Origin of the sequence: Pseudomonas fluorescens (genome assembly GCF_004683905.1) — a bacterium.
Lineage (GTDB): Bacteria > Pseudomonadota > Gammaproteobacteria > Pseudomonadales > Pseudomonadaceae > Aquipseudomonas > Aquipseudomonas putida_A.
On record NZ_CP038438.1, the window covers coordinates 5359715 to 5381816 of the forward strand.

Consider the following 22102-nt stretch of genomic DNA (forward strand, 5'->3'; position numbering starts at 1 on the left):
ACAAAACCCGAAGTTCATCCGTGGTGCGGGATGCTTAATAGTTGAAAGTCTTGACCAGCAGCAGATCACCGATCGCCCGCAGGGGCACGATGAATGTTTCGCGTTTTTCGTCGACCGTGTTTTCGTTGAGCACCAGCGTGATTTGCGAGGTGATGACCTCGTTCTGATTGCTGGCCTCCTCGAAGTTATAGCCGCCGTCGCCGAAGTTGCCCCAATAGTTGACGTAAACCAGATAGGTGCCATGCAGCGGCGCGGTCATGGTGAACATTTCCGGGCCGGGGCCATCGACACCATCCGGGTCCAGACCGCCACCGTTGGTCAACGCCGTATGGGCGAAAAACGCGTGCTGGCCGTCCGGGGTGATGATGTGCAGGTCGAGCTCGGCCTTGGGATCGTCCCAGCCGAGCACCACTCGGATCTTCGCCGGGGTGCGCAGGTTGTTCGCTTCATAGAACTGCACGCGCTTGAGCGACTGCCCCTCGGCACTGCGCACTTCGACACTGTTGGAACCGGCGCCGAACGCATACGGCCGGGCGAATCGCCCGTCATCGTCGGTGTACAGATTCAATGGATTGCCGTTGACCGCCAGCGTGTGCGGCCCGCGCTGATTGCCAATGGCCTTGAGCTGGCCCTGAATCATCGTGCGATTGCGCTGAATGCCGCGATCGATCGGCGGCGTGGGATAGGCGACTTGCGGGTTTTCACTGCGGTCGAGCAGACCGTTATAACGCCAGCCACCGGATGGCTCAGACAGCTCGGCAGTCGGCGCCGCCCACAGCGCAGGCGCGCAAGCCAGACCGATCAGCAGCCAAAGAAATGAACGCATGTAATGCCTCCTGCCATGCCTGAACGAAACCTTGCACCCGATCCTCGGTACTTCACAGCGGTGGAAACTGCGTTTCGTCTGAAAGACCCCGTGACTAGCGGGTCGTAGAAGGCGCGAAGATTAGCGATTCGGCAGTTTTTTAACAATCGGATACATCTGGATTTGCGGTGGGAATCACGCCGTAAAGTAGACGGTGAGCCGAATAGCCGTCATATTCGGCTCACTAAATGAGCCGAATAGCATTTCTATTCGGCTCACGGCCCTATTACAGGCAGTAACCGATGACCACTCAATGGATCTGGCAGCAACCGAATTGGCCCGACTTCAACTGGCAGGCAGAACGTCTGGCGCCGCTGCTGCGTGAATGCGTTCAGGCACAAGGCCAATTGATGGGCATGGCTGGATCCGTGGGCAACTCCCTGAGCGCTCAGACCGAACTCGACGCACTGTTGCAAAACATCGTGACCTCTTCGGCCATTGAGGGTGAACAGTTGAATGTCGGCTCGGTGCGCTCGTCATTGGCTCGACGCCTGGGGCTGGAGTTGCCCGATAGCGATAAAGTCAGTCAACGGAGCGAAGGCCTGGCCCAACTGATGCTCGACGCCACCCGGCGCTTCGCTGAACCACTGACGCTGGAGCGATTACTGGAATGGCATCGATGGCTGTTTCCGGATCAGGAAAGCGACTTCACCGCAAGGTCGATGCATGTCGGTGCGCTTCGCGGTGACGAACCGATGCAGGTAGTTTCCGGTCGTCTCGACCGTCCCACTGTGCATTTCGAGGCCCCTGCGCGCCAAGGTCTCGAACGGCAGGTGGATAAATTTCTCACTTGGTTCGAGGCCAGCCAGCATCAAACAGCGCTGGATCCGTTGCTGCGTGCTGGCATTGCGCATTTCTGGTTTGTCACGCTGCATCCGTTTGATGACGGCAACGGTCGCCTGACTCGGACCATCACCGATCTGGCGCTGGCGCAAGGTGAAGCCCAGGCGATCCGCTTTTACGCGATGTCGGCCAGCATCCTCGATGACCGCAACGGCTACTACCGAGTACTCGAGGCCAGCCAAAAGGCGACGCTGGACGTCACCCAATGGCTCACCTGGTTTCTGCAGACTCTTTTACGCAGTCTGCAGCAAGCCATCGCGCGTATCGAAAGTGTGCTGGGTAAAACCCGCTTCTGGCAGGCGCACCGTGAATCCGAGCTTTCGGTGGAGCAGAGTACAGTGCTCAATCGCCTGCTCGACGGTGGAGAACGAGGCTTCGAGCACGGCATCAGCGCGGCACAGTATCAAGCGGTGGCCAAGGTCTCGAAAGCCACGGCAACCCGCCATCTGGCGGAACTGCTGGAAAAGGGCTGCCTGCAAAGAATGCCGGGGGGGGGACGGAGTACCCGCTACAAAATCAATTACCCGGGCGATTCCTCAAACTGACCACTGGCGTCTGTAGTGAGGGGATAAGGGTCGGCCGCGCCCCGCTCATTTGCCCATAAACCCCCTATCTGCTAGTGTCGCGCCGGTTTAACGTCAACCGGAAATCGCCGCCATGGCCCGCAAAAAAGCTGCACTGGATTTCGAACAGTCCCTCGCCGACCTGCAAACACTGGTCGAGCGTCTGGAGAACGGGGAATTGTCGCTGGAAGACTCGCTGACCGCTTTCGAGCAGGGCATCGGCCTGACCCGTGACTGCCAGGCAGCGCTGGCCCAGGCCGAGCAGAAGGTGCAAGTGCTGCTGGAGCGCGATGGCGAACTCGCCGAGGAACCCTTCGACGCGGAACAGCCAGAATGATTGCGGCGTATTCGGAGACCAGCCAGGCGCGGGTCAATGCAGCACTGGAAATCCTCTTCAAGGCTCCGCTGCCGGAGCTGTCGCGCCTGTATGAGGCGATGCACTACAGTGTGATGATCGGCGGCAAACGCGTACGTCCGCTACTCGCCTACGCTGCGTGCGAAGCGCTGGGCGGCAAGGCTGAGCAAGCCAACGGTGCGGCTTGCGCGGTGGAGCTGATCCACGCTTATTCGCTGGTGCACGACGATTTGCCGGCGATGGACGACGACGATCTGCGTCGCGGCCAGCCCACCACCCACAAGAAATTCGACGAAGCCTGCGCGATTCTCGCCGGTGACGGCTTGCAGAGCCTGGCCTTCAGCGCCCTGCTCGACCCGCGCCTGAGCAGCCTCGACGCTGACATCCGTCTGCAACAGGTCACGGCGCTGGCGCACGCGGCAGGCCCGGCGGGTATGGTCGGCGGTCAGGCCATCGACCTCGGCTCGGTCGGCCTGAAGCTGGATCAGCAAGCGCTGGAGCAAATGCACCGGCACAAGACCGGCGCGTTGATCGAAGTCAGCGTCAAGCTCGGCGCCCTGGCCAGCGGCCGCGCCGAGCAGGATCAACTCAAAGCCCTGCAGGCTTATGCACAGGCCATCGGTCTGGCCTTTCAGGTGCAGGACGACATTCTCGACGTCGAAAGCGATACCGAAACCCTCGGCAAACGCCAGGGCGCCGACATCGCCCGCGACAAACCGACCTACCCGGCCTTGCTGGGGCTGGACGCCGCCAAAGCCTACGCTCTGGAACTGCGCGATCAGGCCCTGCACGCGCTGCGACCGTTTGACGCGGCAGCCGAGCCTTTGCGCGACCTGGCCCGGTATATCGTCGAGCGGCGCAACTGAACGCCAACCTGCCAAAAAAGACCAACGCGTGGGCAGGGGGCGATGCATCAGGTAAACTGCCGCATCTTTTATACCTATAACGATTCGCCTGATGCCCACGACGTTTCATGAGATTCCCCGCAAGCGCCCGACCACGCCCCTGCTCGACCGCGCGAACACGCCGGACGGCCTGCGCCGGTTAGGCGAAGCCGAGCTGGAAACCCTGGCCGATGAGTTGCGCCTGGAATTGCTCTACACGGTCGGTCAGACCGGTGGGCATTTCGGGGCCGGCCTGGGCGTCATCGAGCTGACCATCGCGTTGCATTACGTCTTCGACACCCCGGATGACCGGTTGGTGTGGGACGTCGGTCATCAGGCGTATCCGCACAAGATCCTCACTGGTCGCCGCCAGCGCATGGAAACCCTGCGTCAGAAGGACGGCATCGCCGCCTTCCCGCGTCGCGCCGAGAGCGAGTACGACACCTTTGGCGTCGGCCACTCCAGCACCTCGATCAGCGCAGCGCTGGGCATGGCAATTGCCGCCCGCCTGCAAAACAGCGATCGCAAGGCGATTGCGGTGATCGGTGACGGCGCGCTGACTGCCGGCATGGCCTTCGAGGCGCTGAACCACGCGCCGGAAGTCAACGCCAACATGCTTGTGATCCTCAACGACAACGACATGTCGATCTCGCGCAACGTCGGTGGCCTGTCTAATTATCTGGCGAAGATTCTTTCCAGCCGTACTTACGCGAGCATGCGTGAGGGCAGCAAGAAAGTCCTGTCGCGCCTGCCCGGCGCCTGGGAAATCGCCCGTCGCACCGAAGAATATGCCAAAGGCATGCTGGTTCCCGGCACCCTGTTCGAAGAGCTGGGCTGGAACTACATCGGCCCGATCGACGGCCACGACCTGCCGACCCTGATCGCCACCCTGCGCAACATGCGCGATCTGAAGGGCCCGCAGTTCCTGCACATCGTCACCAAGAAAGGCAAAGGCTTCGCCCCGGCGGAAGTCGACCCGATCGGTTACCACGCGATCACCAAGCTCGAACCGCTCGACGCCCCGGCCGCTGCGCCGAAAAAGGCCGGCGGGCCGAAGTATTCGGCGGTGTTCGGCGAATGGCTGTGCGACATGGCCGCGGCTGATCCGCGCCTGGTCGGGATCACCCCGGCGATGAAGGAAGGCTCGGACCTGGTGGCGTTCAGCGAACGTTTCCCGCTGCGCTACTTCGACGTGGCGATTGCCGAACAGCACGCGGTGACGTTCGCCGCCGGCATGGCCTGCGAAGGCGCCAAACCGGTGGTGGCGATCTACTCGACGTTCCTGCAACGCGGTTACGACCAGTTGGTGCATGACGTCGCGGTGCAGAACCTCGACGTGCTGTTCGCCATCGACCGCGCCGGTCTGGTGGGCGAAGACGGCCCGACCCACGCCGGCAGCTTCGATCTGTCTTACCTGCGCTGCATTCCGGGCATGGTCATCATGACCCCAAGCGATGAAAACGAACTGCGCAAGATGCTCACCACCGGCCACCTGTACAACGGCCCGGCGGCGGTGCGCTACCCGCGTGGCACCGGCCCGAACGCGACCATCGACAAGGATCTCGAGCCGATCGAAATCGGCAAGGGCATCGTCCGCCGCCAGGGCAGCAAAGTCGCTTTGCTGGTGTTCGGCGTGCAACTGACCGAAGCGCTGAAAGTCGCCAAGAAGCTGGATGCGACCGTGGTCGACATGCGCTTCGTCAAGCCGCTGGATGAGGCACTGGTGCGCGAAATCGCCGGCAACCACGAATTGCTGGTGACGATCGAAGAGAACGCGGTCATGGGCGGTGCCGGTGGCGCGGTCAGCGAATTCCTGGCGCGCGAGAACATTCTCAAGTCGATGCTGCATCTGGGCTTGCCGGACATTTACGTCGAGCACGCGAAACCGGCGCAGATGCTGGCCGAGTGCGGGCTGGACGAAGCGGGAATCGAAGCTTCGATTCGTGAGCGTCTGGAACTGCTCAACAAGTAACACGCAATACCCATGTGGGAGCGGGCTTGCTCGCGAAGGCGCCGGTTCAGTCGATGATGAGTTGACTGAACCGGCGCCTTCGCGAGCAAGCCCGCTCCCACATTTGATTTGTGTACATCAGAAATATCCACTGGAACACCGATGAACCTCTCGCGCCTCGCCCTGCCCTTCTTCTGCTGCCAGCCACCAGCACCCTCGCCGACAGCTTCGAACGCGATCAGGCCCTGAAGCTGCCCGACACGCTGATCAGCGCCAACCGCCAGGTCGAAGCGCGCAACGACAGCAGCGCCGCCAACACCGTGTTCACCCGCGAAGACATCGACCGCCTGCAACCGGGCAGCGTCACCGATCTGCTGCAGCGGGTGCCGGGTGTGCAAGTAGCGCAGGCCGGTGGGCGCGGTAGCCTGCCGGGGATCTACATTCGCGGCACGCAATCGGCGCAGAGTCTGGTGCTGGTCGACGGCCAGCGCATCGGCAGTTCGACCTCCGGCGACAGCAACCTGCAGCACCTGAACATCGACCAGATCGAACGCGTGGAAGTGTTGCGCGGTTCGCGCTCGGTGATTTACGGCAGCGATGCGATTGGCGGGGTGATTCAGATTTTCACCCGGCGCGGCAACGAGCAAGGCCTGCAGCCGCGCTTGCACGTCGGCTTCGGCAGCAACCAGACCTGGGAACGCGGCCTCGGCCTGTCCGGTGGCGATGACAAGACCCGCTTCAACCTGGGCGCCAGCCTCGATGACACCGCTGGCCTCGACCGCACTCACGAGTCCTATCCCAGCGACGGCGATCACGATGCCTACCGCAATAAATCCGTCAGCCTGAGCCTCAGCCATGCGCTGACCGATGACATCGAGGTCGGCGCCAACCTGCTGGATAACCGCGGCAAAAGCGAGTTTGACAACCCGTTCGGCCGCTTCGACACGAGCACCTTCGAGTCGGTGCAACAGCAGCCCTACAGCGACTTCAACGTCAGCAGTGTCAGCGGCTACGTCGATGCGCGGGCCAACGAAATCTGGAAAACCCGCATCGAATTCGGTCACACCGAGAACCGCGAGAAGACCCTCGACAAGCTCAGCGACGAGCGCACGGTGTTCAACACCTATCGCGACTCGGTGAACTGGCAGAACGACCTGACCCTGGATGCGCGCAACAGCCTGATTCTCGGCGGCGACTGGTACGAAGACCGGGTCAACAGCAGCACCGCATTCAACGAAGACAGCCGCTGGAACCGCGCCGCGTTCATCCAGCATCGTTATCAGGCCGACAGCTTCTCCACCGAACTGGGCCTGCGTCACGACGACAACCAGCAGTTCGGCAGCCAGAACACCTGGAGCGGCACTTTTAGCCTGCCGCTGAACCCGGACAACGATCTGTTGCTGAGCTACAGCGAAGGCTTCCGCGCGCCGACCTTCAACGACCTGTACTACCCGGACTTCAGCAACCCGGATCTGAAGCCGGAAACCTCGAAAAGCTACGAGCTGCAATGGCGCAGTCAGTTGAGCGATTGCAGTCGGCTGGAGGCGTCGATTTACCGCACGGATCTGCAAGACGCGATCATCTTCGGCAGCAACTCACGCCCGGAGAACGTGGCCTCGGCGCGGATCAATGGCTTTGAAGCGGCGCTGAAACAGGAACTGTTCGGCTGGCAGAGCAATCTCGGTGTGGCGATTATCGACCCGCGTGATCGCGATACCGGGCACACCCTGGCGCGTCGTGCGCGGCGCACGATGAGTTGGGATCTGGATCGACAGTTTGACCGGTTGGGCGTCGGCGCGAGCTGGCAATTGGTCAGCGGCAGTTACGACGATCTGAACAACACCCAGCCGTTGGGTGGCTACGGCACGCTTGGACTGCGCAGCAACTGGGCGCTGAATCGCGAGATCAAACTGGATCTGAAGGTCGAGAATCTGCTGGACAAGAGTTACAGCCGTGCGCTGTACAGCTATGACGGCAACCAGTATGGCTATCGCGAGGAAGGTCGGGCGTGGGTGTTTGGGGTGACCTGGACACCGGGGCTTTGATCCGGAATTGACGCTGTTTTGACTGGCCTCTTCGCGAGCAAGCCCGCTCCCACAGGGGTAACGCATTCCAACTGTGGGAGCGGGCTTGCTCGCGAAGAATTCACCTCGGTCTCAGCGCTCAGGCGCGATCAATTGGCAGAGTTTGGCAGTGGCATCAATCATTTGGCCGCTTGGGCGCTCAAGGCCTTTATCGGTAACCAACAGTAGTTTCCCTTGCTTCACTGCGGCTACCTGCGGCCAGGCCTTCCACGCATCGAGCTGGGCCTGATCACCGGCCAGAATCACCTGCGGATTGCGCTGCAACACGGCTTCGATGCTGACCTGCGGCGCCGGCAAACTCAGATCGGCAAACACATTGCGTGCGCCGCAGACTTCGAGCGCATCGCTGATGATCTGCCCGCCACCGACGGTGTACAGCGGCTTGTCCCAGACTTGATAGAACACGGTCAGCGGCGTGTCCCGGCGATAGCGTTGGCGCAGGTCATCGAGCTTCTGGCGCAGATCCGCCGCCAGTGTCACACCACGTTCAGGCCGGCCGAGTTGCGCGGCAATGGCTTCGATCTGTGCAGAAAGCTGTTCGAGATTGTGCGGTTCGGCGACGTAGGTCGGGATGTTCAGGCGTTTGAGCTGATCGCGTTGCGCCGGGCCGACACTGCCGGGCCACAACAGCAACAAATCGGGCTTCAAACTGAGCAGACGCTCCATGTCCAGCTGACCGTAGCGGCCCACTGACGGGACATCCTTGAGCGCGGCAGGACGCTCGCCAGCATCGAGCACGCCAACCAGCAGATCAGCCGAGCCCAGCTCGATAACGATTTCAGACAGAGAAGGCGCGAGACTGACCACTCGCAGACTCGCCAGCACCGGGCCGGCGCAGGCCAGCAGCAGAACCGCCAGCCACAGACGACGCATCAGCCGAGTTGACGCGGGATGCGATAGAGGTAGAACAGCACCGCCGTGGACAGCGCCAGCAGCATCAGCGGTACGGCTTCGAGGCCGACGAACACCGCCAGCGCACCGATCCATGCCGGCAACGATGCCGCGAGCAATGCAATACGGCGCTGAGTGGCCAAAGCAATCCAGGCCGCCGGTTCATCAGGGGTGTCGAGGGCTTTCTGCGTGGCGATCAACGCGTGCTTGTAGCGGCCGAAAAACTTCAGACTGACAAACATCGAGGCCACGCCGGCAATGAACAACGGCATGGCCAGCACCGGCAGAATGCCTTCGCCCTGGCCGAACAGGCCATTCAGGACAAACAGGGGTACCAGCGCCAGCGCCAGGTATTTCCACCAGTCGACCGCCAGACGGCGGCGCACCTGACCGCGGGTCACGCGCGGTCGACCTCGCCCTGATGCTCGTTGCCCATCATGTGGTCGAGCTTGCTGGCCTTGGTCGCCAGGTACAGTTTGTTGTGCGGGTTGTGGCCGGTGTGCAGCGGCACGCGCTCGGCGACGACGATGCCCATGTCGGTCAGGGCTTTGACCTTGCGCGGGTTGTTGGTCATCAGACGCAGCGACTTCACACCCAGATGCTCGAGCATCGGCAGGCACATGGCGTAGTCACGCTGATCGGCGGCAAAGCCCAGACGCTCGTTGGCTTCAACGGTGTCGGCGCCGCCGTCCTGCAACTCGTAGGCGCGGATCTTGTTCAGCAGACCGATGCCGCGACCTTCCTGACGCAGGTACAGCAGCACGCCACGGCCTTCACGGGCGATGGCCTTGAGCGCCGCTTCGAGTTGCGAGCCGCAGTCGCAGCGCTGGCTGAACAGCGCATCACCGGTCAGGCACTCGGAGTGCAACCGGCCGAGAACCGGGGCACCGTCGGCGAAATCACCCAGGCTCAGCACAACGTGCTCGCGGCCGGTAGCCTCATCGAGAAAACCGTGCATGGTGAATTGCGCAAAAGGCGTTGGCAGCTTGGAAGCGGCGACAAAAACGACAGGCACCGGTGTGCTCCTGATCTAAAAGTCTGAAAATTCGCAGGCCGGCATTGTAACAGCAGGTTCCTGCAGACGCTTAGGCTGAATTATCGGGCATAACGATCAAAAAGTTTGATAACACCCGACTTGCCTGGCCCCCCTGTGGGAGCGGGCTTGCTCGCGAAGGCGTCGTGTCAGTCGGCAATAGGCTGGCGGAACCACCGTATTCGCGAGCAAGCCCGCTCCCACAGGGGGGACGGCCCTGTCAGTTCGGCTCGAACGGATACGGCTGCTTCCACTGTTCGAAAATTGGCTTCAGCTCGCCGCTCTTGACCAACTGCTCCATGCGCCGGTCGAACACTGCCATCAACATGCGCGCTTGCGGTGTGTTGGCGAAGCACAGGTACAGCGGCAGTTCGGCGATATGCGTCTTGCGAAACTGCGTCGGTTCCCTGGCCCGGCCAAGCACGTAATCGATTTCGGTCAAAGCATCGATGTAATAGTCGGCGCGGTTGTGGGTGAGCATCGAGAGGATCCCGGTACGTCGCACGACCTCGTTGAAGTTGCGCACGCCGGGTAGATAATTCTGATAGTCGTAACCACGAACCCAGGCCAGCCGATATTGACCGAGGGTTTCCGGGGTCGGTGCTGGATTACTCGCCAGGCCCAGGGCGTAGATGTGGTCGGTGTCGAAATTCCAGCGCGGATAGAGCAGGTCGCTGAATTCTTCATGATAAGAACCGACACAAGCATCGACCTCGCCACGCTGGGCCAGCCCAACTGAACGAGTGTACGGTTCGCTGCGAATGTCGAGTTTCACTCCCGCCGGTTCGAACACCTTGCGCAGCACGTCCCAGCCCAGGCCGTGGCCGTCGGCGGCGGTGTAGTCTTCCCAGTCTTCGCTGGCCAGATGGATGACCGACGGCGCGTGCGCGGTTTCCTGCGCACTGGCGACAGTGCCCAGCAAAGTCAGAAACACCAGCGCCAGCCAGCGTCGAGCCATCCCTAGTCTCCTCACTGAACCCGGACAATCCGGATCAGGCGAAAATCCACACCAGTCCCTGCATCGCCAGCCAGGCGAACACGCCGGCCAGCACGTCGTCGAGCATGATGCCGACGCCGCCATGGACATGCCGGTCGATCCAGCGAATCGGCCACGGCTTGAGAATGTCGAAGAAACGGAACACCAGAAAACCCGCGAGCAACCAGTACCAGCCCTCCGGCACCAGCCACAGGGTGATCCACATCCCGACCATTTCGTCCCAGACGATGCCTTCATGGTCGTGGACCCGCAGATCGTCGGCGACCTTGCCGCACAGCCAGAAGCCGAACAGCATGGTGATTCCGAGCATCAGCCAGTAACCCCAGTCGGGCAACATCTGCCACAACGGGATAAAGGGTAGCGCAACTAACGAACCCCACGTGCCCGGCGCTTTCGGCAAGGTGCCGGAGCCGAAGCCGAACGCGAGGAAATGCCAGGGATTGCGCCAGACCGACGGCGGAACGAATTCGGCCGGAACCTGTTTCGGGTGATCTGTCACGGTGTCTCCTGAAAATGTTGATAACCCCGGATTTGCGGGGTGATGTCGTGTCCTTCGCGATCCAGCAGGACCACACCCTGGCCCTGCGCCACACGCCCGATCACATGGATCGGCCAGCCATCGGCCAGCAGCGCCGGCAACTCGACGGACGGTAGCGTGAAGGCCAGCACATAGTCATCGCCGCCGCTCAACGCCGCCCGTTCGGCACCGCGCTGACCGAGAAACGCCACTAAAGCATCGGACAACGGTACGCGCTCGCGTTCAACCTCAAGCCGCACCTGCGAAGCCAGAGCGATATGGCCGCAATCGGCAAGCAGGCCATCGGAGATATCCAGGGCCGAGGTGGCCTTGCCGCGCAAGGCCTGACCGAGCCCGAGTTGCGGTTGCGGCGCCCAGTAATGACTGAGCAGCGGCTCGGCAATATCAGTGTCGGCTTCACGCTGGCCAAGCACCAGCGGCAAGGCACCGGCGGCATTGCCCAGTTCGCCGCCAACACAAAGCAGATCACCCGGTTGTGCGCCGCTGCGGGTCAAGGCCTGCCCGGCCGGCACCCGACCGAACACCGTGACCGTCAGGCTCAACGGCCCACGCGTGGTGTCGCCGCCGACCAGCGCGACGCTGCAGCACTGCGCCATGCGGTTCAAACCGCGGGCATAGGCTTGCAGCCAATCGGCGGTCACCGTCGGCACAGTCAGGGCAAGGGTAAAGGCAACGGGCGTGGCGCCCATGGCGGCCAGGTCGCTGACCGCAACGGCCAGCGAGCGCTGACCGAGCAGAAATGGATCGCAGGGATCGGCGAAGTGCACGCCGGCCACCAGCGTATCGGTGGAAATCGCCAGCTGTTCCCCGGGGGGAACCGCCAGCAAGGCGCAGTCGTCGCCGATCCCCAGGGCAACGCCCTCGCCGCCCTGCGCACAAGGCGCGACGGCGAAGAAATTGCGGATCAGCTCAAACTCGCCCATGAGGTCTCAAGCGCGTATCAGCGCTTGAACGCCTTCACTTCAGCTTCACGCAGGCGCGGAGCCAGCTTGTCGAGTACGCCGTTGACGAACTTGTGGCCGTCGGTCGAACCGAAGACTTTCGCCAGCTCGATACCTTCGTTGATCACAACGCGGTACGGCACATCGACGCGCTTGAGCAGCTCCCAGGTGGACAGGCGCAGAACCGCCAGTTCAACCGGGTCCAGCTCTTCGATTTCGATGTCCAGGCACGGCTTGAGCGCGGTGTCGATTTCAGTCTTGAACTGCGGAACCCCGTGCAGGATCTCGCGGAAGTAAGCGCCATCGACATCGGTGAAATCGTTATCAACGCGGAACTGCGCTTCGATCTCGTTCAGCGAAGCCTTGGCCATGTGCCACTGATACAGGGCCTGAGTCGCGAGCTGACGGGCTTCGCGACGCTTGACGCTTTTCGATGGCTTGCCGGCATCCGCAGGTTTCGGATCGCGCGGGTTGAAACGATCGCTATCGTCGCTAATCACTTGGCCTCCAACTGCGCCAGCAGGCTGACCATTTCCAGAGCGGACAGGGCAGCTTCAGCACCTTTGTTGCCGGCCTTGGTGCCGGAACGTTCGATGGCTTGCTCGATGGAATCAACGGTCAGGACGCCGAACGCGACCGGTACGCCGAACTCCATGGACACCTGGGCCAGACCCTTGGTGCACTCGCCTGCCACGTATTCGAAGTGTGGAGTGCCGCCACGAATGACCGCGCCGAGGGCGATGATGGCTGCGAACTCGCCTTTCTGGGCGACTTTCTGCGCAACCAGCGGGATTTCGAAGGCGCCAGGCGCGCGGATGATGGTGATGTCGCTTTCGCTCACGCCGTGGCGAACCAGGGCATCAACTGCACCGCTGACCAGGCTTTCAACCACGAAGCTGTTGAAACGGCCCACTACCAGAGCGTAGCGGCCTTTAGGGGCGATGAAGGTACCTTCGATGGTCTTCAGGGTCATTCGTCAGATCTCTTAAAGAGCCGGGACACGTTTCGTACGCATCCCTCAGTGATATTAGCCACAAATTCATGACCGGAAACACCGCATTGCTGTTCGACTACACCCCTGTGGCGAGGGGATTCATCCCCGATGGACTGCGCAGCAGTCCCAACCAAATAGGGCCGCTACGCAGCCCGTCGGGGATGAATCCCCTCACCACAAGGATCTACATCAACAATGCCGAATTCACCGGGTCATTATTCGGAGGGCACGTATTCTACAACTTCCAGATCGAAACCGGATATCGCATTAAATTTCATTGGCGCCGACATCAGGCGCATTTTGCGTACACCGAGGTCACGCAGGATCTGCGAGCCGGCACCGACGATGCTGTAAGTGGTCGGTTTTTTCACCGCCGCCTGCTCACCGGTTTCGCGGATATGCGCCAGCAGCACATCGCCGTCCAGCGGGTGACCGAGCAACAGCACCACACCGCTGCCGGCCTCGGCCACCGCAGCCATCGCGGCGCGCAGGCTCCAGCGGCCCGGTTGCTTGACCATCAGCAGGTCGCGCAGCGGATCCATGTTGTGCACTCGAACCAGGGTCGGTTCCTCGGCGCAAACAGTGCCCAGCGTGAGGGCCATGTGCACGTCGCCTTCCACCGAATCACGATAGGTCACCAGGTTGAATTGGCCCAGTTCGCTGTCCAGCGGCTGCTCGGCAATCCGCTGAACGGTACGTTCGTGGATCATCCGGTAGTGAATCAGGTCGGCGATGGTGCCGATCTTGATGTTGTGTTCGGCGGCGAACGCTTCCAGCTCGGCGCGACGGGACATGGTGCCGTCGTCGTTCATCACTTCGCAGATCACGCCGCTTGGCTCGAAACCGGCCATGCGCGCCAGGTCGCAGGCGGCTTCGGTGTGACCGGCACGGGCCAGCGTACCGCCAGCCTGGGCCATCAGCGGGAAGATGTGGCCCGGGCTGACGATGTCTTCAGCCTTGGCGTCTTTGGCCGCCGCCGCTTGCACGGTGCGCGCACGGTCGGCGGCGGAGATACCGGTGGTCACGCCTTCGGCAGCTTCGATCGACACGGTGAACTTGGTGCCGAAACCGGAACCGTTGCGCGGGGCCATCAACGGCAGCTTCAACAGCTCGCAACGCTCGCGGCTCATCGGCATGCAGATCAGGCCACGGGCGTGCTTGGCCATGAAGTTGATGTGCTCGGCCTTGCAGCATTCGGCGGCCATGATCAGGTCGCCTTCGTTCTCGCGGTCTTCGTCATCCATGAGGATGACCATCTTGCCTTGGCGGATGTCTTCAACCAGTTCTTCGATGCTATTGAGCGCCACAAGGCACCCCCTTCAGTCAGGATTTGAGATAGCCGTTGGCGGCCAGAAAGCTTTCAGTGATCGTGCCACCGGCGGTCGGCTCTGCCGCCTTGTCGCCCAGCAACAAACGCTCCAGATAACGCGCCAGCAGGTCGACTTCCAGGTTCACCCGGCGGCCTGGCTTGTAGGACGCCATGATGGTTTCGCTCAGGGTGTGCGGAATGATCGTCAGCATGAATTCGGCGCCATCGACCGCGTTCACGGTCAGGCTGGTGCCGTCGACGGTGATCGAGCCTTTATGGGCGATGTACTTGGCCAGCTCTTTTGGTGCGCGAATGCGAAATTCCACCGCACGAGCGTTGTCGCTGCGCGACACCACTTCGCCGACACCGTCGACGTGACCGCTGACCAGATGGCCGCCGAGACGGGTGGTCGGGGTCAGGGCTTTTTCCAGATTGACCGGGCTGCCGCTTTTCAGGTCATTCATGGCGGTGCAGTCGAGGGTTTCGCGGCTGACGTCGGCGGCAAAGCCGTTGCCCGGCAGCTCAACCGCCGTCAGGCACACGCCGTTGACCGCGATGCTGTCGCCGAGTTTGACGTCGCTCAGGTCGAGCTTGCCGGTTTCGACATGCACCCGCACATCACCGCCCTTTGGGGTCAGTGCGCGGATACTGCCGATGGATTCGATGATGCCGGTAAACATGGGGTTCTCCTTGAGAACGAAGCCAGCGCTAACGCGATGGCCGGGAATTATACGCTCGCCGAAACGACTGGCGTCGCAGTGACTCGCCAGTCATCGCCAACCGCGCGGATTTCAGTGATTTTCAGCTCGGGAGCGTCCTTCATATAGGTCAGCGGCCAGTCCAGCAACGGCCGCGCCGTGGAGCCGAGAAACTTGCCGGCAATGAAGATCACGAACTCATCGACCAGACCGAGCTGGGCGAACGCGCCAGCCAGACGCGGGCCGGCCTCGACCAGCACTTCGTTGACGCCACGGTTGGCCAGTTCGATCAGCAGTTGATGCAGATCGACCTGACCGTCGTCACCCGGCACGATCAGGCATTCCGGGCCATTGGCGTATTGTTCTTCGACTGCCATACAGGTCGCGACCAGCGCCGGGCCGGCCTTGAAGAACGGCGCGTCCAGCGGCACCCGCAGGCGCCCGTCGATCAGCACCCGCAGCGGCGGACGGCTCATGGCCCGTGCAGTTTGCTCGGCATCCAGACCCAGTTCGTCGGCGCGTACGGTCAGGCGAGCGCCGTCAGCCAGTACGGTGTCGGCGCCGGTCAGCACCACGGCCACCTGCGCGCGCAAACGCTGCACAGCGGAACGCGCAGCCGGGCCGGTGATCCATTGGCTCTCGCCGCTGTCCATCGCCGTGCGGCCGTCGAGGCTCATCGCCAGCTTGACCCGCACGAACGGCAAGCCGTGTTCCATGCGTTTCAGGAAACCTTGATTGAGCTGGCGCGCCTCGGCTTCGAGCACGCCGCTTTCGGTGGCGATCCCGGCATCGGTCAGACGCTGCAAGCCACGCCCGGCGACCTGCGGATTCGGATCGCGCATCGCAGCGACCACCCGAGCCACCCCGGCAGTCACCAGCGCATCGGCGCACGGCGGTGTGCGGCCATGGTGACTGCACGGCTCAAGGGTCACGTAAGCCGTGGCGCCCCGGGCCCGTTCACCGGCAGCGCGCAGGGCGTGGACCTCGGCGTGGGGTTCGCCGGCGCGCTCGTGAAAGCCTTCGCCGACAATCTGCCCGTCACGCACGATCACGCAGCCAACCCGTGGATTGGGGTGGGTGGTGTAGTGGCCCTTGCGCGCCAGTTCCAGCGCGCGCGCCATGAAGTGGGCGTCGAGGATCGCCTGCTCGGCGGCGCTGGTCATTCTTTCACCGGTTCGCGCGCGAGGCGGTCGATCTCTTCGCGGAACTCATTGAGATCCTGGAAGCGCCGGTACACCGAGGCGAAACGGATGTAGGCCACTTCATCGAGCTTTTGCAGCTCGGCCATCACCAGCTCGCCGACCACGAGGGATTTGACCTCGCGCTCGCCGGTGGCGCGCAGCTTGTGCTTGATGTGAACCAGAGAGGATTCGAGGCGCTCGACGCTCACCGGACGTTTCTCCAGCGCGCGTTGCATGCCGGCGCGGAGTTTTTCTTCGTCGAACGGTTGGCGGCTGCCGTCGGTTTTGATCAGGCGCGGCAACACCAGTTCGGCCGTCTCGAATGTCGTGAAACGTTCGCCGCAGGCCAGGCATTCACGCCGGCGGCGCACCTGTTCGCCCTCGGCGACCAGACGCGAGTCGATGACCTTGGTGTCGTTGGCACCGCAGAAGGGACAGTGCATGGTGGCTGGCAACAAAAAAAGGGAGGGCCATGGTAGCGCATCCCGGTGGCAAGACAAGCCATAGGGTTTGCGGTATACAGACTGCCATGATCGTTTGATCCACGGATTTCATTTTCTGGAGCTGCCAATGTCGCTACGACCGCTCGTTTTGCTCAGTCTTTTCGCCCTGCTGGTGGCCTGCGGCAGCGACAAGCCCAAACCGCAACCGCCAACACCGGGACCTGCACCACAACAGGCGCAGAAAAAAGCCCGCGAGGCCGCTGATCTTGGTCCGCTGCCGGCCTATCAACGGGAACTGAGCGGCACCCTGCAAGGCGTGCCGGCCGGGGCCGAAGTCGAACTGGCGCTGCTGGTGATCGATGAAAAGTCGCGCCCGCAACAACTGCTCGCCAGTTCCAGCCTGATCGGCAACAACCAGATTCTGCCGTTTCGCCTGCGCTTCAATCCGGAGTCATTTCCGGCCGGCGCACGGGTTGAGCTGCGCGGTCGTGCCACGCAGTCGGGCCAGTTGATCCTGCACCTGCCGTCGCAAACCATTACCCAGCCGACCACCCAGGCGCTGGGCCAGCTGCAATTTGTCAAAGCACCATGACCGTACCGCTCGACCTGCAACAGGCGTTGGGTGAATTGCTCGGTGATGCGCGGCTCAAGGCCTGTGCTTTACCGGGCACCGATTTGCAGCTTTGGCTGATCGACGGCGACAACATGGATCGTGAATTCAGCCCGGATGAAACCCGACGCATTCTCCACGAGCCGCCCTATTGGAGTTTCTGCTGGGCCAGCGGTCTGGCGGTGGCGCGTTATCTCGCGGAGTTCCCCGAGTGGGTGCGCGGCAAGCGGGTGCTGGATTTCGGCGCCGGCTCCGGCATCGCCGCGATTGCTGCAGTCAAGGCCGGGGCTTTGGAGGTGGTGGCCTGTGATCTGGATCCGCTGGCGATTGCTGCGTGCCGGGCCAACGCTGAACTCAATGATGTGCAGATGAGTTATTCGACGGACTTCTTTACCGAGGCTGATCGCTTCGATCTGATCCTGGTGGCGGACGTGCTCTACGACCGCGAGAACCTGCCGCTGCTCGACGCGTTTCTCAGCCGTGGCCGCGAGGCGCTGGTGGCGGATTCGCGGGTTCGGGATTTTCGCCATCCGTTGTATGAGCGAATCGAAATGCTTGAGGCAATGACCTTGCCGGATCTGGCGGAGCCGGAAGAATTTCGGCATGTGAGCCTGTACCACGCGCGGCGGAGCTAAAAAGCTTCGTCGGATCGCCGCCCGGAGCAAGCCCGCTCCCACATTTGGATTGCGTTCCCCCTGTGGGAGCGAGCTTGCTCGCGAAGGCGTCCTATCAGGCAACACATCTCTAAACCTGCCCCCGCTTCCGGCAACACCCCGCCAAGCCGTATAGTTGCCCCATCCACGCTTTTACGAGATCCCCCATGAGTCAGCAAACGCCGTACATCTTCGACGCCACGACTGCCGATTTCGACCAGTCGGTGATCGAAGCCTCCTTCAACAAACCGGTGCTGGTGGATTTCTGGGCCGAGTGGTGTGCGCCGTGCAAGGCGTTGATGCCGATGCTGCAAGGCATTGCCGAGAGCTATCAGGGTGAACTGCTGCTGGCCAAGGTCAACTGCGACATCGAGCAGGACATCGTCGCCCGCTTCGGTATCCGCAGCCTGCCGACTGTGGTGCTGTTCAAGGACGGTCAACCGGTGGACGGTTTTGCCGGTGCGCAACCGGAATCCGCAGTGCGCGCGTTGCTTGAGCCGCATGTGCAAATGCCGCCGCCGGCCGCCGCCGATCCGTTCGAACAGGCGCAGGCGCTGTTCGATGAAGGGCGTTTCGCTGACGCGGAAGCGGCGCTGGTGGTCATGCTCACCGAAGACAACAGCAACGCCAAGGCGCTGATCCTCTACGCCCGCTGCCTGACCGAACGCGGCGAACTGGGCGAGGCACAAACCGTGCTCGACGCGGTCAAGAGCGATGAGCACAAGGCTGCACTGGCCGGGGCCAAGGCGCAGATCAAGTTCCTGGGACTTGCCCGTGATCTGCCGGATGCTGCCGACCTCAAGGCGCGTCTGGCCAAAGATCCACAAGACGACGAAGCGGTGTATCACCTGGCGATCCAGCAACTGGCGCGTCAGCAATACGAGGCGGCGCTGGAGGCGTTGCTCAAGCTGTTCATCCGTAACCGTAGCTACGGCGAAGGGTTGCCGCACAAGACGTTGCTGCAGGTGTTCGAACTGCTGGGCAACGATCATCCGCTGGTGACCGCTTACCGGCGCAAGGTCTTCGCTGCGCTGTACTAAGCGCTCACTCGACCCAGCTATAGAGCGGCGTATCGCCGCCGCTCGCCACTTTCACCTGTGAACTGTGGCGCAAGCGCACCAGCAGGCGTTTGCCTGCGGCCGCGCTGCCGGTCAATCCCTCAAGCTGCTCCAGAAGATCCGGCCCGCTGAGCTGCCCGGCTTTGCGCAGCAGATCCTGCGCGACCTGCCACAACGCATCGTCCTGGTTCAGTGGCTTCACTGCCGGCGTGCTCAACGCCGCTTCAGGCTGATCACCCTGCGGCTGCGCGCCAAGGGCTGCGCCGAGCTTCACCCAATCGCTGTCATCCAGCTCCACCGTCAAATCCACCGGCGTCGCGCCAACGGTTCCGCGTATCCGCAACATCTGCTTCGCTCCTGCACATTTCTGACCTGCATGCTCCCACGGGACTTGTGCAACGCCAAGCGCACGGGCAAACTCTGCGGACTTTCGTTATAAGATTACATAACAAACTCTTCACTTTACTTTCCGGAGACCGCCATGCGTCGTCTGCTGCTCGCTTTGCCGTTTGCCCTGTTGCCGCTGGCCATCGCCCATGCCGCCGATGAACACGATCATGACCATGAGCACGGCAGCCTCGGCGCCCACGAACATGGCGTCGGCCGCTTGAACGCCGCACTCGACGGCCAGACCCTGGAGCTGGAACTGGAAAGCCCGGCGATGAACCTGGTGGGCTTCGAACACGCTGCCGCCAGCGACGCCGACAAGGCCAAAGTCGTGGCCGCACGTACCAAATTGGAAAACCCGCTGGCGCTGTTCAGCCTGCCAGCAGCCGCTGGTTGCAAAGTCACCAGCCAGGAACTGGAAAGCCCGCTGTTCGGCGACAAACCGGCTGCCGACGAGCATGACGATGATGACCACGACGAAGATGCCAAGGGTGGTGAAGCGCATCACCATGAACACAGCGAAATCCACGCGCACTATCAATTCAGTTGCGCTGCACCGGGGGCCTTGAAGACTCTGGATCTGGCGAACCTCTTCAATACCTTCCCGGCCACCCAGAAAATTCAGGTACAACTGATCGGCCCGAACGGCCAGCAAGGTACGGAAGTGACGGCCAAGGCTGCTGCCCTGAAATTCTGATCACACCGACAATCCCCTGTGGGAGCGGGCTTGCTCGCGAATGCGGTGGGTCAGTCAACATGGATTTGGCTGATCCACCGTATTCGCGAGCAAGCCCGCTCCCACAGGGTTAAGTGTTCACTCCTTGAAACTGGTGCCATGACCCAAGCACTCATCGAACTGTCCGACCTGGGCTTCAACTGGCCAGGTCACCCGCCGCTGCTGGACATCCCGGCGTTTCGCCTGGAACCGGGTGAAACCCTGTTCCTCAAGGGCCCCAGCGGCAGCGGCAAGACCACCCTGCTCGGCCTGCTGGGCGGGGTGCAGAAGCCCGGTCGCGGCAGCATTCGTCTACTCGGCCAGGAGCTGACCGAACTCGGTGCCGGCGCCCGCGACCGCTTTCGCGTCGATCACACCGGCTACATCTTCCAGCAGTTCAACCTGCTGCCGTTTCTTTCGGTACGCGAGAACGTCGAGTTGCCGTGCCACTTCTCCAGATTGCGTGCCGAGCGGGCGAAACAGCGTCACGGCAGCGTCGATCAGGCCGCCGCCACCCTGCTCGCCCACTTGGGCCTGAAAGATGAAAGCATCCTCGGTCGTCGCGCCGATTCGCTGTCGATCGGTCAGCAGCAACGGGTCGCCGCCGCTCGTGCCTTGATCGGCCAACCGGAACTGGTGATCGCCGACGAACCGACCTCGGCGCTGGATTACGACGCCCGGGAAAACTTCATTCGTCTGCTGTTCGCCGAATGCCGCGAAGCCGGCTCGAGCCTGTTGTTCGTCAGCCACGACCAGAGCCTGGCGCCGCTGTTCGACCGTCACCTGTCCCTGGCCGAGCTCAATCGCGCCGCCACGTCTGCCGAGGTCTGAGATGTATCTGTTTCGTCTGGCCATGGCCAGCCTGGCCAACCGCCGCTTTACCGCCCTGCTCACCGCGTTCGCCATTGCCCTGTCGGTGTGCCTGTTGCTCGCCGTCGAGCGCGTACGCACCGAGGCCAAGGCCAGTTTCGCCAGCACCATCAGCGGCACCGACCTGATCGTCGGCGCCCGCTCCGGTTCGGTGAACCTGCTGCTGTACTCGGTGTTCCGCATCGGCAACGCCACCAACAACATCCGTTGGGACAGCTTCGAACATTTCGCCAGCAACCCGAAAGTGAAGTGGGCGATCCCGATGTCCCTCGGCGACTCCCATCGCGGCTACCGGGTGATGGGCACCACCGAAGCCTATTTCGAGCATTACCAGTACGGGCGCCAGCAGCATCTGCAACTGGCTGATGGCCGGGCATTTGCCACCGACCCGTTCGAAGTGGTGCTCGGCGCCGAAGTGGCCGAGGCGCTGCATTACAAGCTCGGCGACCAACTGGTGCTGGCCCACGGGGTGGCGGCGATCAGTCTGGTCAAACACGACGACAAACCGTTCACTGTGGTCGGCATTCTCAAGCGCACCGGCACGCCGGTAGACCGCACGTTGCACATCAGCCTCGGCGGCATGGAGGCGATTCACATCGACTGGCACAACGGCGTGCCGGCGCGGGGCAACGGGCGGATCACCGCAGATCAGGCGCGCAACATGGACCTGACGCCCCAGGCGATCACCGCGTTCATGCTCGGCCTCAACAGCAAGATTTCCACCTTCGCCCTGCAACGCGAGATCAACGAATACCGTGGCGAGCCAATGCTGGCGATCCTGCCGGGCGTGGCGTTGCAGGAGTTGTGGAGCCTGATGAGCACTGCGGAAAAAGCCTTGTTCGTGGTCTCGCTGTTCGTGGTGCTGACCGGGTTGATCGGCATGCTCACGGCGATTCTCACCAGCCTCAACGAGCGTCGCCGCGAGATGGCGATTCTGCGTTCGGTCGGTGCGCGGCCGTGGCACATCGCAAGCCTGCTGGTGCTGGAAGCTTTCGCGCTGGCGCTGACCGGAGTGATCGCAGGACTGGCCTTGCTGTACATCGGCATCGCCGCCGCGCAGGGTTATGTGCAGGCCAATTACGGTTTGTATCTGCCGCTGGCGTGGCCGAGCGAGTATGAATGGACGCTGCTCGGTGGCATTCTGGCTGCCGCGCTGCTGATGGGCAGCGTGCCGGCCTGGCGCGCGTATCGCCAATCCCTGGCCGATGGCCTGTCGATCCGTTTATGAGGATGTTCACC

24 protein-coding genes and 1 pseudogene are annotated in these 22102 nt (G+C 62.3%); 11 read left to right on the forward strand and 14 right to left on the reverse strand.

Features of this window, described 5'->3' with window-relative positions:
• Window positions 1–34 precede the first annotated feature (34 nt).
• Window positions 35–826 (reverse strand): YfaP family protein, encoded by a 792-nt coding sequence (locus E4T63_RS24740; protein WP_135296650.1) that lies wholly within the window; start codon window positions 824–826, stop codon window positions 35–37.
• Between the two features lie 281 nt (window positions 827–1107).
• Here E4T63_RS24740 and E4T63_RS24745 point away from each other — a divergent pair, with 281 nt between their 5' ends.
• The 5 genes and pseudogenes from E4T63_RS24745 to E4T63_RS24765 all read left to right on the forward strand — a co-directional run bounded on the left by E4T63_RS24745 (window position 1108) and on the right by E4T63_RS24765 (window position 7506).
• Window positions 1108–2253: a Fic family protein gene (locus tag E4T63_RS24745; protein ID WP_135296651.1), complete on the forward strand. Its 1146-nt coding sequence runs from the start codon at window positions 1108–1110 to the stop codon at window positions 2251–2253.
• Window positions 2254–2365: 112 nt separating this feature from the next.
• Window positions 2366–2608, forward strand: coding sequence for an exodeoxyribonuclease VII small subunit (locus E4T63_RS24750; RefSeq protein WP_003228627.1), 243 nt, complete (start codon window positions 2366–2368; stop codon window positions 2606–2608).
• The gene (gene ispA, locus E4T63_RS24755) at window positions 2605–3492 is read left to right on the forward strand and encodes a (2E,6E)-farnesyl diphosphate synthase (RefSeq protein ID WP_135296652.1); all 888 of its coding nucleotides are present in this window, start codon (window positions 2605–2607) and stop codon (window positions 3490–3492) included. The genes E4T63_RS24750 and ispA overlap by 4 nt, the downstream gene beginning before the upstream one ends.
• A 91-nt stretch (window positions 3493–3583) precedes the next feature.
• Window positions 3584–5482, forward strand: a complete 1899-nt coding sequence (gene dxs / locus E4T63_RS24760; protein WP_135296653.1) for a 1-deoxy-D-xylulose-5-phosphate synthase — start codon at window positions 3584–3586, stop codon at window positions 5480–5482.
• A 141-nt stretch (window positions 5483–5623) separates the two neighbouring features.
• A pseudogene (locus E4T63_RS24765) lies at window positions 5624–7506 on the forward strand (TonB-dependent receptor domain-containing protein).
• Between the two features lie 111 nt (window positions 7507–7617).
• Here the strand turns inward: E4T63_RS24765 and E4T63_RS24770 are convergent.
• The 12 genes from E4T63_RS24770 to nrdR all read right to left on the reverse strand — a co-directional run bounded on the left by E4T63_RS24770 (window position 7618) and on the right by nrdR (window position 16570).
• Complete coding sequence (locus E4T63_RS24770; RefSeq protein ID WP_135296654.1) at window positions 7618–8418, reverse strand: cobalamin-binding protein; 801 nt, start codon at window positions 8416–8418, stop codon at window positions 7618–7620.
• Entirely contained in the window at window positions 8418–8837 is a 420-nt protein-coding gene (locus E4T63_RS24775) for an MFS transporter (protein WP_135296655.1), read from the reverse strand. Before E4T63_RS24775 ends, E4T63_RS24770 begins: the two co-directional genes overlap by 1 nt.
• Window positions 8834–9451 carry a GTP cyclohydrolase II gene (ribA, locus tag E4T63_RS24780; protein WP_027612931.1) on the reverse strand — a complete coding sequence of 206 codons (618 nt, stop codon included), beginning with the start codon at window positions 9449–9451 and terminating at the stop codon, window positions 8834–8836. The genes E4T63_RS24775 and ribA overlap by 4 nt, the downstream gene beginning before the upstream one ends.
• A gap of 238 nt (window positions 9452–9689) precedes the next feature.
• The gene (locus E4T63_RS24785) at window positions 9690–10427 is read right to left on the reverse strand and encodes a substrate-binding periplasmic protein (RefSeq protein ID WP_134787430.1); all 738 of its coding nucleotides are present in this window, start codon (window positions 10425–10427) and stop codon (window positions 9690–9692) included.
• Window positions 10428–10461: 34 nt separating this feature from the next.
• Complete coding sequence (locus E4T63_RS24790; RefSeq protein ID WP_007910933.1) at window positions 10462–10965, reverse strand: phosphatidylglycerophosphatase A family protein; 504 nt, start codon at window positions 10963–10965, stop codon at window positions 10462–10464.
• Complete coding sequence (gene thiL / locus E4T63_RS24795; RefSeq protein ID WP_135296656.1) at window positions 10962–11927, reverse strand: thiamine-phosphate kinase; 966 nt, start codon at window positions 11925–11927, stop codon at window positions 10962–10964. The genes E4T63_RS24790 and thiL overlap by 4 nt, the downstream gene beginning before the upstream one ends.
• A gap of 17 nt (window positions 11928–11944) precedes the next feature.
• Window positions 11945–12445: a transcription antitermination factor NusB gene (gene nusB / locus E4T63_RS24800; RefSeq protein WP_123588845.1), complete on the reverse strand. Its 501-nt coding sequence runs from the start codon at window positions 12443–12445 to the stop codon at window positions 11945–11947.
• Window positions 12442–12918, reverse strand: coding sequence for a 6,7-dimethyl-8-ribityllumazine synthase (gene ribH / locus E4T63_RS24805; RefSeq protein ID WP_003228649.1), 477 nt, complete (start codon window positions 12916–12918; stop codon window positions 12442–12444). The genes nusB and ribH overlap by 4 nt, the downstream gene beginning before the upstream one ends.
• A gap of 236 nt (window positions 12919–13154) precedes the next feature.
• Window positions 13155–14246: a bifunctional 3,4-dihydroxy-2-butanone-4-phosphate synthase/GTP cyclohydrolase II gene (ribBA, locus tag E4T63_RS24810; RefSeq protein ID WP_003228650.1), complete on the reverse strand. Its 1092-nt coding sequence runs from the start codon at window positions 14244–14246 to the stop codon at window positions 13155–13157.
• 16 nt (window positions 14247–14262) lie between these two features.
• On the reverse strand, window positions 14263–14928 hold the full coding sequence (locus tag E4T63_RS24815) for a riboflavin synthase (RefSeq protein ID WP_098965821.1): 666 nt from the start codon (window positions 14926–14928) through the stop codon (window positions 14263–14265).
• A 47-nt stretch (window positions 14929–14975) separates the two neighbouring features.
• Entirely contained in the window at window positions 14976–16109 is a 1134-nt protein-coding gene (gene ribD, locus E4T63_RS24820; protein WP_135296657.1) for a bifunctional diaminohydroxyphosphoribosylaminopyrimidine deaminase/5-amino-6-(5-phosphoribosylamino)uracil reductase RibD, read from the reverse strand.
• Window positions 16106–16570 carry a transcriptional regulator NrdR gene (gene nrdR / locus E4T63_RS24825; protein WP_003228656.1) on the reverse strand — a complete coding sequence of 155 codons (465 nt, stop codon included), beginning with the start codon at window positions 16568–16570 and terminating at the stop codon, window positions 16106–16108. Before nrdR ends, ribD begins: the two co-directional genes overlap by 4 nt.
• Before the next feature lie 127 nt (window positions 16571–16697).
• Here nrdR and E4T63_RS24830 point away from each other — a divergent pair, with 127 nt between their 5' ends.
• From E4T63_RS24830 to trxA, 3 genes are all read left to right on the forward strand, one after another.
• Window positions 16698–17162 (forward strand): YbaY family lipoprotein, encoded by a 465-nt coding sequence (locus tag E4T63_RS24830; RefSeq protein WP_098965824.1) that lies wholly within the window; start codon window positions 16698–16700, stop codon window positions 17160–17162.
• The gene (locus E4T63_RS24835; RefSeq protein ID WP_135296658.1) at window positions 17159–17815 is read left to right on the forward strand and encodes a class I SAM-dependent methyltransferase; all 657 of its coding nucleotides are present in this window, start codon (window positions 17159–17161) and stop codon (window positions 17813–17815) included. The genes E4T63_RS24830 and E4T63_RS24835 overlap by 4 nt, the downstream gene beginning before the upstream one ends.
• Window positions 17816–18000: 185 nt before the next feature.
• Window positions 18001–18873, forward strand: coding sequence for a thioredoxin (trxA, locus tag E4T63_RS24840; protein ID WP_134787435.1), 873 nt, complete (start codon window positions 18001–18003; stop codon window positions 18871–18873).
• A 4-nt stretch (window positions 18874–18877) separates the two neighbouring features.
• Here trxA and E4T63_RS24845 read toward each other — a convergent pair whose 3' ends face one another.
• The gene (locus E4T63_RS24845) at window positions 18878–19237 is read right to left on the reverse strand and encodes a hypothetical protein (protein WP_115988796.1); all 360 of its coding nucleotides are present in this window, start codon (window positions 19235–19237) and stop codon (window positions 18878–18880) included.
• Between the two features lie 135 nt (window positions 19238–19372).
• On the opposite strand from E4T63_RS24845, the gene E4T63_RS24850 reads away from it, so the two are divergent.
• The 3 genes from E4T63_RS24850 (at window position 19373) to E4T63_RS24860 (ending at window position 22091) form a co-directional block, all read left to right on the forward strand.
• Window positions 19373–19975: a DUF2796 domain-containing protein gene (locus E4T63_RS24850; RefSeq protein WP_134787437.1), complete on the forward strand. Its 603-nt coding sequence runs from the start codon at window positions 19373–19375 to the stop codon at window positions 19973–19975.
• Window positions 19976–20113: 138 nt separating this feature from the next.
• Entirely contained in the window at window positions 20114–20824 is a 711-nt protein-coding gene (locus E4T63_RS24855; protein WP_003228669.1) for an ABC transporter ATP-binding protein, read from the forward strand.
• Window position 20825: 1 nt separating this feature from the next.
• Window positions 20826–22091 (forward strand): ABC transporter permease, encoded by a 1266-nt coding sequence (locus E4T63_RS24860; RefSeq protein WP_027612941.1) that lies wholly within the window; start codon window positions 20826–20828, stop codon window positions 22089–22091.
• The last annotated feature ends 11 nt before the right edge of the window (window positions 22092–22102 follow it).

Excerpts from the sequence above, each read along its gene's own strand:
- E4T63_RS24740 (WP_135296650.1), bottom strand. The coding sequence starts at position 826 with ATGCGTTCATTTCTTTGGCTGCTGATCGGTCTGGCTTGCGCGCCTGCG.
- ribH (WP_003228649.1), bottom strand. The coding sequence starts at position 12,918 with ATGACCCTGAAGACCATCGAAGGTACCTTCATCGCCCCTAAAGGCCGC.
- E4T63_RS24845 (WP_115988796.1), bottom strand. The coding sequence starts at position 19,237 with ATGTTGCGGATACGCGGAACCGTTGGCGCGACGCCGGTGGATTTGACG.
- ispA (WP_135296652.1), top strand. The coding sequence starts at position 2,605 with ATGATTGCGGCGTATTCGGAGACCAGCCAGGCGCGGGTCAATGCAGCA.
- E4T63_RS24785 (WP_134787430.1), bottom strand. The coding sequence starts at position 10,427 with ATGGCTCGACGCTGGCTGGCGCTGGTGTTTCTGACTTTGCTGGGCACT.
- E4T63_RS24855 (WP_003228669.1), top strand. The coding sequence starts at position 20,114 with ATGACCCAAGCACTCATCGAACTGTCCGACCTGGGCTTCAACTGGCCA.
- dxs (WP_135296653.1), top strand. The coding sequence starts at position 3,584 with ATGCCCACGACGTTTCATGAGATTCCCCGCAAGCGCCCGACCACGCCC.
- E4T63_RS24835 (WP_135296658.1), top strand. The coding sequence starts at position 17,159 with ATGACCGTACCGCTCGACCTGCAACAGGCGTTGGGTGAATTGCTCGGT.
- E4T63_RS24860 (WP_027612941.1), top strand. The coding sequence starts at position 20,826 with ATGTATCTGTTTCGTCTGGCCATGGCCAGCCTGGCCAACCGCCGCTTT.
- E4T63_RS24745 (WP_135296651.1), top strand. The coding sequence starts at position 1,108 with ATGACCACTCAATGGATCTGGCAGCAACCGAATTGGCCCGACTTCAAC.
- trxA (WP_134787435.1), top strand. The coding sequence starts at position 18,001 with ATGAGTCAGCAAACGCCGTACATCTTCGACGCCACGACTGCCGATTTC.
- E4T63_RS24750 (WP_003228627.1), top strand. The coding sequence starts at position 2,366 with ATGGCCCGCAAAAAAGCTGCACTGGATTTCGAACAGTCCCTCGCCGAC.
- E4T63_RS24830 (WP_098965824.1), top strand. The coding sequence starts at position 16,698 with ATGTCGCTACGACCGCTCGTTTTGCTCAGTCTTTTCGCCCTGCTGGTG.
- thiL (WP_135296656.1), bottom strand. The coding sequence starts at position 11,927 with ATGGGCGAGTTTGAGCTGATCCGCAATTTCTTCGCCGTCGCGCCTTGT.
- ribD (WP_135296657.1), bottom strand. The coding sequence starts at position 16,109 with ATGACCAGCGCCGCCGAGCAGGCGATCCTCGACGCCCACTTCATGGCG.
- nrdR (WP_003228656.1), bottom strand. The coding sequence starts at position 16,570 with ATGCACTGTCCCTTCTGCGGTGCCAACGACACCAAGGTCATCGACTCG.
- E4T63_RS24770 (WP_135296654.1), bottom strand. The coding sequence starts at position 8,418 with ATGCGTCGTCTGTGGCTGGCGGTTCTGCTGCTGGCCTGCGCCGGCCCG.
- E4T63_RS24850 (WP_134787437.1), top strand. The coding sequence starts at position 19,373 with ATGCGTCGTCTGCTGCTCGCTTTGCCGTTTGCCCTGTTGCCGCTGGCC.
- E4T63_RS24815 (WP_098965821.1), bottom strand. The coding sequence starts at position 14,928 with ATGTTTACCGGCATCATCGAATCCATCGGCAGTATCCGCGCACTGACC.